Origin of the sequence: Rickettsia argasii T170-B (assembly GCF_000965185.1) — a bacterium.
In the GTDB taxonomy this organism is placed as follows: domain Bacteria; phylum Pseudomonadota; class Alphaproteobacteria; order Rickettsiales; family Rickettsiaceae; genus Rickettsia; species Rickettsia rickettsii.
In genome coordinates this window covers 26,265-39,151 of sequence record NZ_LAOQ01000006.1, presented here as the reverse complement: position 1 = coordinate 39,151, position 12,887 = coordinate 26,265, and the positions used below count along the sequence as shown (strand labels likewise).

The following is a 12,887-nucleotide window of genomic DNA, read 5'->3' as shown; positions in this document are numbered from 1 at the left end:
TAGGTTACAAAATGACAATACAATATACTTTTTCAATGATTAAGCCTGATGCTATCAAAAGGAATAAAATAGGGCAAGTTAATACTTACTTAGAAAATGCCGGTTTAAAAATAGTGGCTCAGAAAATGAAATTTTTAACTAAATATGAAGCTGCATGTTTTTATGATGAGCATAGAGCAAGACCGTTTTTTAATAGCTTAGTTGAATATATTACTTCAGGAGCGGTAGTACTTCAAGTGCTTAAGGGGGAGGATGCTATAACTTTAAACCGCACCGTTATGGGTGCAACTAATCCTGCTGAAGCTGAAGCAGGTACTATTAGAAAAGATTTAGGCGAATCAATTGAGGCTAATAGTATTCATGGTTCAGATAGTGAAAATAGTGCGAAAAGAGAAATCGAATTTTTCTTTAATAAATCTGAAATTATAGAATAATTAATGCTAAAATATGACGTAATAGTTATAGGCGGTGGACATGCAGGCGTAGAAGCAGCCGCTGCTTCTGCACGTCTTGGAGTTCCTACTCTCTTAATTACGTTAAAACCGGAAAATTTAGGCGAAATGTCTTGCAATCCAGCAATCGGTGGCATTGCAAAAGGCACATTAGTTAAAGAAATCGATGCACTTGATGGGTTAATGGGTTATGTTATAGACCAAGCTGGTATACATTATAAAATGCTGAATGAGACTAGAGGACCAGCAGTTTGGGGACCTAGAGCTCAAGCTGATCGAAAGCTTTATAAAAAAGCGATGTATCAAATATTAACGAATTATCCTAATCTAGATATATTATATGGAAAAGTGGAAGATATAGAAATTAAATCTTCTAAAATTGAAGCGGTTATTTTAAATAACGGTAGCAAAATTCTTTGTCAAAAAATTATATTAACTACAGGTACTTTCCTATCAGGTCTTATTCATATTGGACAAAAAAAAATTCCTGCTGGTAGAGTAGATGAAGAGCCTTCGTATGGATTATCAAATACATTAAAACAAATAGGTTTTAGACTGGCTCGTTTAAAAACAGGTACACCGCCTCGCATTGATGGACGTACTATTGATTATAGTAAAACAATTTTACAACCCGGCGATAAAATTCCTCGTCCTTTTTCTGAATTAACAAATATTGTTAATGTTTCTCAGATAAATTGTTTTATCACAAAAACAACCTCAGAAACTCATGATATTATACGTGAGAATCTTGATAAATCCGCAATGTATTCAGGGCAAATAGAAGGAATAGGACCGCGATATTGTCCTTCTATTGAAGATAAAATAGTCAGATTTAGTACAAAATCAGAACATCGTATATTTTTAGAACCTGAAGGGTTAGATGATTATACGATTTATCCAAACGGTATTTCTACTTCTTTGCCTGAAGATGTGCAACATAAATTAATCAAAACAATACCAGGATTAGAAAATGTAAAGGTTTTACGTCCAGGTTATGCTATAGAATATGATTATGTTGATCCACGTGAAATAAGTGTTACGCTAGAGACAAAAAAAATAGCTGGATTATATTTGGCCGGGCAAATTAACGGTACTACAGGATATGAGGAAGCCGCAGGGCAAGGTATAATAGCCGGTATAAATGCTGCTTTAGCAGTAAAAGATCAAGCACCGTTTATGTTAACAAGAGCAAACAGTTATATTGGAGTAATGATTGATGATTTAACAACATTTGGTACTATAGAACCTTATCGTATGTTTACTTCTCGCTCAGAATATAGATTATCTTTAAGAGCAGATAACTCTGATTTACGTTTAACGGAATTAGGGATGAACATTGGAGTCGTATCAGAAAAACGTAAAAAAATATTCACAAAAAAATGTGAAGATATAGAAAAAATAAAATCATTATTAAATACCTTGTCTTTAACTACTAGTAAACTTGCTAAAATGGGTATACAGGTTGCACAGGATGGTACATATAAAACAGTATTAGACTTATTTAAAATACCTAATTTTAATGTTGAACAAGCTATTAAAATTTTTCCTATGCTTAAAGAAACACAAAATAATAACATTTTGCAATTACTCTATATTGAAGCAAAATATGCTTCATATTTAACTAGACAACACGCAGATATTAATTTATTTCAAAGTGAAGAGGCGCAGTTCATACCTAAAAATATTGACTATTTTAAAATACCAAGTATACCATTAGAGATACAGGAAAAACTTTCTTCCTATAAACCTACTACTATTGGTGTAGCACGTCGAATTCCAGGGATTACACCTGCAGCAATTACGGCTATTATAATTTATTTAAAAACTAAATATAGTGATGGAAGTTCCACGTGAAATAATTGAAAAGTTAGAAATTTTTCAAAAGTTAGTTAAAAAATGGAATAAATCAATCAATCTTGTATCGGATAATACTATACATAATTTTTGGCAACGTCATATATTAGACTCATTACAATTAATACAATATATTGATAATAAAGACATACATTTGGTTGATATAGGAAGCGGTTCTGGTTTGCCTGGTATAGTATTATCTATAGCGGGGGTAGCGCAAGTAAGTTTAATAGAAGCTGATTTACGTAAATGTATATTTTTAGAAAAAGCATCAAAGATATCAAATAATAACATACAAATAATCAATCAAAGAATAGAAAAAGTAGAAATAGATTGTAGTATATTAACTTGTAGAGCTTTCTCTAACTTAAATACAATATTTAATTGCATAAAAAATATTTCAGTACGAGAAAAATTTTTGTTATTAAAAGGAAAAAATTATTTAACTGAAATAGTAGAAGCTAAAGAGAGATGGTTATTTGGTTATTTAATACATCAAAGTATTACTTGTGAAGAAGGGAAAATTCTAGAAGTTAGTAATTTAACGAAAATGATATGAAAGTAATTGCTATTGTTAATCAAAAAGGAGGGGTAGCTAAAACTACAACTACTGTAAATTTAGCTACAGCTTTTGCTGCTGTAAATAAAAAAATTTTAGTTATAGATCTTGATCCTCAAGGGAATAGTAGTACCGGTTTTGGAATTAGTCAGCAACAACGCAAAAATACTATATACCAAGTATTAACAAATTTAATAGAATTGCAAGATGCAATAATTTCTACAGATATACCAAATTTAGAAATAATTACTTCAAACACTAATCTATCTGCGGCTGAATTAGACTTAACAAAATTAAAGGACCGAGAATATATTTTAATGAAGCTATTGGCAGAAATAAAAATATTATATGATTATATAATTATTGATTGCCCTCCTTCATTAAATTTATTAACGGTAAACGCTTTAGTTGCAAGCGATGAAGTACTGATTCCAATGCAATGTGATTTTTATTCTTTAGAAGGATTAAGTCATTTGTTAAAAACAATTGAAATTGTAGAGAAAAAATTAAATCCTAAGATAAAGATTGCAGGTATATTATTTACAATGTATGATAAGCGTAATCGTTTAACTGAACAAGTAGAAGATGATGTTAGAAAATGCTTAGGAGAATTAGTATTTAAAACCGTTATTCCAAGAAATATTAAAATATCTGAAGCTCCTTCATATGGACAACCGGCTATTATATATGATTATAAATGTTCGGGAGCAGTTGCATATATAGAACTTACAAAAGAAATCTTAGAAAGATATGGCGAAAAATAAAGGACTAGGAAGAGGATTATCTTCATTACTTGGAGAAGAAGTTATTTCTATAGAATCAGAAATAGTACAAATAATCAATATTGATAAAATAAGACCAAACGAGAATCAGCCTAGAAAAAACTTTGAATATGATAAAATAAAAGAATTAGCAGATTCTATATTGAATAATGGTTTATTACAGCCTATTATTGTTGATAATAATTTCCAAATTATAGCAGGAGAGCGACGCTGGCGTGCATGTAAATTAGCAAAAGTTTTAGAGATACCGGTAATTATAAAAAATTTAGATGCTAGAGAGAGTATGGAAATAGCATTAATTGAGAACATACAAAGAACTGATTTAACAGTGATGGAAGAAGCTCGTGGCTTTAAATATTTAATAGAAAATTTTAATTATACGGCAGAAAAATTAGCTGAAAGGCTTGGTAAAAGTCGTAGTCATATAGCTAATTTAGTAAGGCTTAATAATTTGCCGCAGTCTATTCAAGATAAAGTAAATGAAAATATACTAAGTATGGGTCAAGCCCGGTGTTTAATAAATCATGAACATGCAGAAGTAATAGCCGATCATATTATAAATAATGATTTAAATGTACGTCAAACAGAAGAACTAGTAAGACAATGGTATAAGAATGAGTATACAAAATCTCCGAACAATAATAACAAAATAGGAAAGCGTTTTTTAAAGGACAAAGCTACGGATAATGATCTAGAATTATTAGTAAAAGCTTTATCAGAAAAATTTGGTATAAAAATAACAATAGAAAATTATCCACTAGGCGGAAAATTAATATTTCATTATAAAGATTTGGAAGAATTAGACTTGATATTATTAAAATTAAATTAAAATGCCAGCATTTTATTTCTTAAGATAAATATCTAAACGAGAAAAACAATGATAGAACTTACAATTTCTGATTTTGAATTATATGATCATAGAGCAATAAATTCATACAATACAGTAGTAAATATAATATATCGGTGTAAAATAATAATATAAGGAAATAAGTAATTTATGTCATATCAATATGTTTATGAAATAGTTGGTTTAAGCAAAATTATAAATGGTAAACGAATTTTAAAAGAAACAAATTTATCATTTTTACCAAAAGCTAAGATCGGTATAATAGGTCCAAATGGAGCAGGCAAATCGACTTTATTAAAAATAATGGCAGGTATTGATAAAGAGTTTGAAGGTAAAGCAACAGCTAAAATTGGTATAAAAGTAGGATATTTACCTCAAGAACCGTATCTTGATGCTAGTAAAAATGTTTTTGATAATATCATAGAAGGTCTTCATGAAAAGAAAAAACTTATTGATGAATTTAATTATATAAGTAACAAATTTGCTGCTGAAATCACTGATGAAGAAATGCAAAAGCTTTTTGATAAACAAGCAGAATTACAAGAAAAAATAGACAATTGTGATGGATGGAATCTAGAACGTGAAATAGAGATCGCAATGCTTGCTTTACGTTGCCCACCAAAAGAAGCAGATATTACAAAAATTTCCGGTGGAGAAAAAAGAAGAGTGGCTTTATGTAAATTGCTTTTAGAGAAACCTGATATGTTGTTACTTGATGAACCTACAAATCATTTGGATGCAGAATCAGTTTCTTGGCTTGAGGATTATTTAAAGCATTATGAAGGTACTGTAATAGTAATTACCCATGATCGTTATTTTTTAGATAATGTTACAGAATGGATATTAGAAATAGATCGTGGAAATTGTATACCGTGGGAATCAAATTATAGTTCTTGGCTTGAGCAGAAGCAAAAAAAATTAGCTTTAGAAAGTAAAGAAGACGATGATAGAAAAAAACAATTGAATCGTGAACTTGAATGGATTCGTCAAACTCCAAAAGCTAGACAATCAAAAAATAAAGCACGTATTACAGCATATCAAGAGTTATTAAATAAACAACAAGAACAAAAAACTGATCCTACTCAAATAATTATACCTAACGGACCTCGTTTAGGTGATCTTGTTATTGAAGCAGAACATATAGCTAAAAAATTTAATAATAAAATATTATTATCAGATTTTAGTTTTAAAGTTCCACGTGGAGCTATTGTAGGAATTATTGGACCGAATGGAGCAGGTAAGTCTACTTTGTTTAATATTATTACAGGTAAAATAATGCCAGATAGTGGTTCTATTAAAATTGGTCAAACGGTAAAATTAGGTTATGTCGATCAATCACGGGATCATTTAGATGATAATAAGACTATATGGGAAGAAATTTCAGAAGGTCTAGATGAATTACAACTTGGTAATAGAATAATTAAAAGTAGAGCTTATTGTGCAGCTTTTAATTTTAGAGGCGGTGATCAACAAAAAAAAGTTGGACAACTTTCAGGTGGAGAACGTAACAGAGTACATTTGGCAAAACTACTAAAAGAAGGAGCAAATGTTATATTATTAGATGAGCCGTCTAATGATTTAGATATTGATACGTTAAGAGCGCTTGAAGATGCTATTTTAGATTTTGCAGGTTGTGTATTAGTGATTAGTCATGATAGATGGTTTTTAGATAGAATAACCACTCATATTATATCATATGATAAAGAAAATAATGCTACATGGTTTGAAGGAAATTATCAAGATTATCATGAATATATGCTAAATACTAACGGGGAAAGTATTTTAAATCCAAAATATAAACATAAGAAATTAATATAAATATGTCTTTAACGCAAATATTATTAATTTTGTTTGTAGGAATATTGGTAACAAAACCGCATGATATTTTTATAATTATTAAAGAATTAAAAAAAATAAAAGCGTATATAATTAATATTAAGTCATCTATTGTAAAAAATATAGATGAACCGTTAGAAACAGAGCAGGTAAATTTTTATTTAAAAAAAATTATTAACCTAGAAGGTTGTTATCATGGTAGTTATGATTTAACAACAATAAAAGAAAAATATTATACACTAATAATTAATAATGACTTAATAGAAAATGAATCAGTACCTGATATAACAGAGAAACACTAATCCGTGCCTCGTTCAATTAATTAAATCTAAGAATTATGCAAAAAGTAGTAAAACTTAACAATATCAAAATAGGAAATGATTTACCGTTTGTTCTAATTACAGGGCCTTGTCAGATTGAAGGAAAAGATCATGCGTTGTTTATGGCAGAAAAACTTGTTAAACTAACTAGCAAGCTTGAGATTCCATTTATTTATAAATCTTCTTTTGATAAAGCTAATAGAACTTCCGTACATGGGATTAGAGGACTTGGTATTGAGAAAGGTTTAGAAATTTTATCAAAAGTAAAATCTGAATTCGATTGCCCTATTGTTACTGATGTTCATTCAGAGAGTCAATGTGCTGAAACAGCCGAAGTAGCAGATATTTTACAAATTCCGGCATTTTTATGTAGACAAACCGACTTGCTTCAAGCTGCAGCAAAAACAGGTAAAATAGTAAAAGTAAAAAAAGGGCAGTTTCTAGCTCCGTGGGATATGAAAAATGTACAAACAAAACTAGAAGCTTTTGGAGTAAAGGATATATTATTTACAGAGCGAGGAGTATGTTTTGGCTATAATAACTTGGTATCTGATATGCGTAGTCTTGCAATAATGGCAGAGTTAAATGTACCTGTAGTTTTTGATGCCACACATTCCGTTCAGCAACCGGGCGGGCTAGGAGGCAGTACCGGCGGAGAAAGAAAATATGTAGAGTTACTTGCAAAGGCGGCAACTTCTGTAGGTATCGCCGGTATGTATATGGAAGTACATCAAGACCCCGATAACGCCCCAAGCGACGGTCCATGTATGATGAAGTTGGATAATCTAGAGTCCATTCTTATCAAACTAAAAAAATATGATAAAATTACAAAAGAAAAATAACTTCAAATTTTACCTTTAAAAATATATATAAATATCCCCTATTAATTCAATTTTAAAATAGAAGTAATAATTTTTTACAATATAAAAAATAAAACTTTCTTATCGTTAGAATTTCACAAATTCGCCTTTAAATCTTTGTTGTAAATTTACTTATTTAGAATTTTTTTAAATAGTGTTAATATTTATTTATTCAGCTTATAGATCAAAGATGTTTTTATTTGTATAAATGCAAATAATTTGTAGGTATAATTATTATATGGAATCAAATAAAAGCAGTTGGCAGTACACTGCTTGGTAGTCCTAAACAGGAACGAGTAATATAAAATTAAAACCTTATCAAGTAACCGATAATGTAGAATCTAATAAAGAACAAAAAAATATTATAAAGAAGCATTAGAATGGCTTGATAAACTGACGGGATCGCAAGCTGAGCATATTATTATATCTATAAATGAAATAAAAGCCAGTGCTCATTATTATTTAGGTATGATCTATGAAAATAGTAAATCGGAATTAGATTGGTTTAGAGCAATAATAGAATATATTAGTGCTCTGGAAATTGAGAAAGATTTTAACTTTCTCTATAACCATGATACCGTACATTTTTAGCAATATTTGTAAAAAAATAGGTGGATTATTTTAAATTTAGGGAGATTCTATAAGGACGAAAATAAAAGCGAAATAGTAATTAAATTGCTTCTTGAAGCAATAAAATATTTCAAGGTAAGTTTAAGTATAGACCCGATAGAAGAGTGTAGTTTTATTCTTAGAGAAATTTTTAACATCCCTAAGAATAAAAAAGAAGTAGAGAAGTATCTATCTTTAAAAAAAGATCTTTATATATCTTTAGGAGAATTTTTATTTAAATTAAATTTAATACCGCTAGCTGCTTTTGAATCTTTAAAGGCTGCAAGTATAGCTAGCCCTCAGGAAGAACAAAAATTATTGTTAAAAGTTCATAAAGTTTATAGTACGGAGATGGAGGAAAATACTGCTTTTATACGCTCAATGCTTGAAGATGGAAGATCTGAGTATAGTTACTAAAGAGGCTGACAGAACAAAATTTTTAAGTGATACACAGACTATAATAAATGATTTGGTTTCACTGCCGGAGCCGCAAGCCAAGGAGTGGCCAGAAGTACAACAAAATCAAAATGAGCAATTAACTAATGATCAACAAGAAGTAAATAAATGCCGATTAATACAGGACATAGGCATTGGGTAAATATGAGATAATGATACAAATAAGATAATATTTACTTATAATGATTCTTTGGGCAGATTGTTAAATGATCGTCCTGACTTAGTAAAACTTATTACCGAGGTGTGCTCTGATGCAGAAATAATGGATTTAAAAACTCAACAACAAGAAGAAGGAAATACTTCAGACTGCGGAGTTTTGGTATGTGATGAGTTAATAAGACAATTTCAAGGTCTTAAAATTCTCTCTACGGAGCAATGTAAAGGACAAGGACTAAATTTAAGAAAATCTCAAGCTTGAAACATTAAAACAAAGTTTAATAGCTCTCAACAAGTCCAAGAACAACATGTTTATATTAACATTAGATAATAATGCTTCAGATAACGAAGAAGATAAAGATAATAACGTTAATAGTAATGAAGTAGAGCGTCCTCCTTATGATAATAATGACGAAGTTTAGGTAGGTGGAGCAACTATGCAACTTAATGATTAACATTAAAAGTTTGACGTTGCGATGTCATTCCTGCAACAGCAGGAATGACATCAGCATTCTAATAACAATGCCCAATCGCAATACTTGCATTTACACCGAGAAAGAATTACCGCAGCCGCATTTTGCTTTAGCTTGCGGATTACTAACGTTGAAATATGAACTGCCTAGTTCTTCTATAAAATCAAGAGTGCAATCTAGCATAAATTTTTGGGAGATAGGATCAATAATAATTGTAGCATTATGTTTAGTAATGACATAATCATCTTGCTCTATATTATCTTTTGAGACTAGTTCGTAATTATACATAAGTCCTGAGCAACCGCCGCTATCAACCGAAATTCGTAGTACTAAATTCTTATCTTTTTCTAGCTTTACTAACTCGCAAACCCGTTCAAAAGCTCTATCCGTAATTGTTATCGTCACTTAAAATTACCTTGTAAAAGTCTCATAAATTATATAGTATATCTTGATATTTTTCAAGTTGGCTTTGTTGTGTGGATACCCAATCGGTATTGCGAGCAGCCGTAGGCTGCGTGGCAATCTCATGAAATAATAACAAACTCCTGAGATTGCTTCGTCAATTGCTATGCAGTTTCCTCACAATGACGAAAAGTTAGAACCACACAACAACGTCTTTCAAAATAAAGGATAACGATGCTTGCTTCATACGCTTCTGATCCTCTTAAAAGTAGGGGAAGATTATATAAGGAAATCCCGACCTCTTATAGAAACGAGTTTGAACGTGATCGTGATCGCATTATACATACTAATGCATTTAGGCGTTTGCAATATAAAACTCAAGTTTTTATTAATCACGAGGGAGATCATTACAGAAATAGGCTAACTCATTCTCTAGAGGTTTCGACTGTTGCACGTTCGGTCGCTAGTACTTTAAATTTATCAAATGATTTAGCTGAGACAATAGCACTTGCTCATGATCTTGGGCATACGCCTTTCGGTCATGCGGGAGAGCGGGCTTTAAATGAATGTATGAGAGAGTATAACGGCTTTTCTCATAATGCTCAATCTTTAAAGATACTAACATTACTTGAAAAAAGATATGCGGCTTATAATGGAGTAAATTTAACATGGGAAGTTTTAGAAGGAATAGTAAAACATAACGGTCCTATACTAGGCGAGGTAAATGAATATATAGCAGAGTATAATAAGCAAAATGATTTAGAACTTAGTACCTATGCATCAGCAGAGGCTCAAATAGCAGCTCTTGCCGATGATATTAGCTATATTTCGCATGATTTGGAAGATAGTATCGGTGCTAAAATTATCGATTTTAATAGTCTTGCTGAACTTAAATATATTGATCAACATGTTGTTGAACTTAAGTCAAAATTTAAAAATATTAGTTCCTCATGTCTGATTTATGAGGTAGTACGTAAGCTAATACATGAGTTAATTACCGATTTATTATGGCAAACAAAAGAAAATTTAAATAAAGAAAAAATTACTAACATAGATGAGATACGTAACTTGAATTATCAGATAGTGGATTTTACGGAAAAAACTAATGAAAATATTAAGGAAACTAAGAAGTTTCTTCATGAGCGAGTTTATAAAAGTAATAAAATTACGGCCATCAGCCTTAAATGTACTAAAATCGTACAAGGTCTGTTTAAGGTTTATATGGATGATATTAATTTATTGCCGGTTAATTGGAAAATATTAATAGACTCTAATGAAACATATAGTAAAGCTAGAGTTGTTGCTGATTATATAGCAGGGATGACTGACCGTTTTGCCATTCAGGAATATAATCAGCTCTGCTCGACTTCCTACATAACTTGCTTCTAAGGGTAATTTGTGCGTCGCTCCGGTACTCGCATCCTCACGTACTAAAGTGTACGCTGCGGTGCTGCGTTCTATGTCTCCTACAAATTCTTCCTTATTAGCGAGCGTTTGTAAGAATTCTATTCGCTGAATTTTAATAACATTTAATAATTATGAATATATTTAATCAATTGAAACAAGATATAATTGTGGCAAGCAGGCAATTATATAATAATCAAGAAATAGCAAATACTGCTACTATTGAAACACCGAAAGATAGTTTTAACGGTGATTTATCAAGTAATATTGCAATGATTATTGCAGCTAAAGAAAGTATTGCTCCTAGGGAAGTGGCTTTAAAATTTAAAGAAGTCCTTATAACATTACCTTATATTGCAAGTATAGAAATAGCAGGACCGGGCTTTATTAATTTTACTATAAAAGCTGATAGTTGGCAGGCATCAATAAAGGATATTTTACAGCATGAAGAAAAGTTTTTTGAAATTGATATAGATAAAAGCAGAAATATTAACATCGAGTATGTTTCGGCAAATCCCACCGGTCCAATGCATATAGGGCATGCTAGGGGTGCGGTATATGGTGATGTGCTAGCAAGGATTTTGCAAAAGGTAAGTTATTCCGTTACAAAAGAATATTATGTTAATGATGCAGGCTCACAAATAAATGATTTAGTTAGTACGGTATTATTACGTTATAAAGAGGCTTTAGGTGAGCAAATTACTATCCCTACCGGGTTATATCCGGGAGAGTATTTAATTCCGCTTGGGCAAATTTTAGCGAAAGAATACGGCAATAAATTATTAACGATGAACGATGCTGAAAGGTTCAAAATAATCAAAAGTTTTGCCGTAGAAAAAATGCTTGATTTAAATAGAAAAGATTTAGCAGATTTAGGGATTAAGCATGATATATTTTTCTCTGAGCAATCATTGCATGATAAAGGTGAGATAGAGGAAACAGTTAAACTACTGGAGCGTATGGGGCTAATTTATGAAGGTACGTTACCTGCCCCTAAAGGTAAAATTCACGAAGAGTGGGATAATAGAGTTCAAAAATTATTTAAATCTACTAAGTACGGTGATAGTCAAGATCGTCCTATAGAAAAAGCTGATGGAAGTTGGTCTTATTTTGCTTCTGATCTTGCATATGCTAAGGATAAAATAGAGCGGGGAGCGAATCACTTAATTTATGTACTTGGTGCCGATCATAGTGGATATGTTAAAAGAATTGAGGCAATAGTTAAAGCTTTAGGTAAGGAGCAGGTTAAAGTGGACGTTAAAATCTGTCAATTGGTCAATTTCGTTGAAAACGGTGTGCCGGTTAAAATGTCAAAACGTCTTGGGAGCTTTGCTAGTGTGCAAGACGTAAATCATGAGGTGGGGAAAGATATAATAAGATTTATGATGTTGACTAGACAAAATGATAAGCCACTTGATTTTGATTTGGTAAAAGTGAAAGAACAATCAAGAGAAAATCCTATCTTTTATGTACAATATGCACATGTGAGAACGATATCTATTTTATCAAAAGCTAGAGAATTAATGCCTGAATCTTATAATAACTTTGAATCAGGTAAGTATGATTTATCTTTATTATCCTCTGAAGAAGAAATTGAGATTATAAAACTTTTGGCTAGCTGGACAAAAACATTAGAAGCATCTGCAAAATATTTTGAACCGCATCGCATCGCATTTTATTTAATAAATTTAGCTTCAAAATTTCATTCTATGTGGAATTTCGGTAAAGAAAATAGCGATTATAGATTTGTAATTGAGAGCAATAAAGAATTAACTCTAGCACGCCTTGCTCTTGCAAGTGCCATACAGAAAGTTATAGCTAGCGGTCTCGAAGTGATAGGTGTAGAACCAATGAACAAAATGTAGTTAGGTTTTCAT

The 12,887-nt window shown here is 31.0% G+C and carries 14 protein-coding genes and 1 pseudogene; 13 read left to right on the top strand and 2 right to left on the bottom strand.

Going from position 1 to position 12,887, the window contains the following annotated elements; translation table 11 throughout:
• Positions 1–11: 11 nt before the first annotated feature.
• From ndk to RAT170B_RS06515, 11 genes are all read left to right on the top strand, one after another.
• Complete coding sequence (ndk, locus tag RAT170B_RS06565) at positions 12–434, top strand: nucleoside-diphosphate kinase (RefSeq protein ID WP_010976767.1); 423 nt, start codon at positions 12–14, stop codon at positions 432–434.
• Positions 435–437: 3 nt separating this feature from the next.
• Entirely contained in the window at positions 438–2,306 is a 1,869-nt protein-coding gene (gene mnmG / locus RAT170B_RS06560; protein WP_045805936.1) for a tRNA uridine-5-carboxymethylaminomethyl(34) synthesis enzyme MnmG, read from the top strand.
• The gene (gene rsmG, locus RAT170B_RS06555; protein WP_146620372.1) at positions 2,290–2,865 is read left to right on the top strand and encodes a 16S rRNA (guanine(527)-N(7))-methyltransferase RsmG; all 576 of its coding nucleotides are present in this window, start codon (positions 2,290–2,292) and stop codon (positions 2,863–2,865) included. Before mnmG ends, rsmG begins: the two co-directional genes overlap by 17 nt.
• Positions 2,862–3,629 carry a ParA family protein gene (locus tag RAT170B_RS06550; protein WP_045805934.1) on the top strand — a complete coding sequence of 256 codons (768 nt, stop codon included), beginning with the start codon at positions 2,862–2,864 and terminating at the stop codon, positions 3,627–3,629. The genes rsmG and RAT170B_RS06550 overlap by 4 nt, the downstream gene beginning before the upstream one ends.
• Entirely contained in the window at positions 3,616–4,476 is an 861-nt protein-coding gene (locus tag RAT170B_RS06545; protein ID WP_014120474.1) for a ParB/RepB/Spo0J family partition protein, read from the top strand. Before RAT170B_RS06550 ends, RAT170B_RS06545 begins: the two co-directional genes overlap by 14 nt.
• A 168-nt stretch (positions 4,477–4,644) precedes the next feature.
• Entirely contained in the window at positions 4,645–6,312 is a 1,668-nt protein-coding gene (ettA, locus tag RAT170B_RS06540) for an energy-dependent translational throttle protein EttA (RefSeq protein WP_014013809.1), read from the top strand.
• A 2-nt stretch (positions 6,313–6,314) separates the two neighbouring features.
• Positions 6,315–6,632, top strand: coding sequence for a DUF2672 domain-containing protein (locus RAT170B_RS06535; RefSeq protein WP_045805933.1), 318 nt, complete (start codon positions 6,315–6,317; stop codon positions 6,630–6,632).
• A gap of 35 nt (positions 6,633–6,667) precedes the next feature.
• The gene (kdsA, locus tag RAT170B_RS06530; protein WP_045805932.1) at positions 6,668–7,492 is read left to right on the top strand and encodes a 3-deoxy-8-phosphooctulonate synthase; all 825 of its coding nucleotides are present in this window, start codon (positions 6,668–6,670) and stop codon (positions 7,490–7,492) included.
• 693 nt (positions 7,493–8,185) lie between these two features.
• Positions 8,186–8,536, top strand: a complete 351-nt coding sequence (locus tag RAT170B_RS06525) for a hypothetical protein (protein ID WP_045805931.1) — start codon at positions 8,186–8,188, stop codon at positions 8,534–8,536.
• Positions 8,511–8,717 carry a hypothetical protein gene (locus RAT170B_RS12470; RefSeq protein ID WP_024704436.1) on the top strand — a complete coding sequence of 69 codons (207 nt, stop codon included), beginning with the start codon at positions 8,511–8,513 and terminating at the stop codon, positions 8,715–8,717. The genes RAT170B_RS06525 and RAT170B_RS12470 overlap by 26 nt, the downstream gene beginning before the upstream one ends.
• A 48-nt stretch (positions 8,718–8,765) precedes the next feature.
• Positions 8,766–8,993 carry a hypothetical protein gene (locus tag RAT170B_RS06515; protein WP_045805930.1) on the top strand — a complete coding sequence of 76 codons (228 nt, stop codon included), beginning with the start codon at positions 8,766–8,768 and terminating at the stop codon, positions 8,991–8,993.
• 283 nt (positions 8,994–9,276) lie between these two features.
• Here RAT170B_RS06515 and RAT170B_RS06510 read toward each other — a convergent pair whose 3' ends face one another.
• Entirely contained in the window at positions 9,277–9,609 is a 333-nt protein-coding gene (locus RAT170B_RS06510) for an iron-sulfur cluster assembly accessory protein (protein ID WP_012719360.1), read from the bottom strand.
• 231 nt (positions 9,610–9,840) lie between these two features.
• On the opposite strand from RAT170B_RS06510, the gene RAT170B_RS06505 reads away from it, so the two are divergent.
• Entirely contained in the window at positions 9,841–10,995 is a 1,155-nt protein-coding gene (locus tag RAT170B_RS06505) for a deoxyguanosinetriphosphate triphosphohydrolase (RefSeq protein ID WP_045805929.1), read from the top strand.
• Here RAT170B_RS06505 and RAT170B_RS12465 read toward each other — a convergent pair.
• Positions 10,930–11,115, bottom strand: a pseudogene (locus RAT170B_RS12465) (palindromic element RPE1 domain-containing protein); the annotation flags it as partial. The gene RAT170B_RS06505 and the pseudogene RAT170B_RS12465 sit on opposite strands and share 66 nt — an antisense overlap.
• Before the next feature lie 29 nt (positions 11,116–11,144).
• On the opposite strand from RAT170B_RS12465, the gene argS reads away from it, so the two are divergent.
• Complete coding sequence (gene argS, locus RAT170B_RS06500) at positions 11,145–12,875, top strand: arginine--tRNA ligase (RefSeq protein WP_014120482.1); 1,731 nt, start codon at positions 11,145–11,147, stop codon at positions 12,873–12,875.
• Positions 12,876–12,887 lie beyond the last annotated feature (12 nt).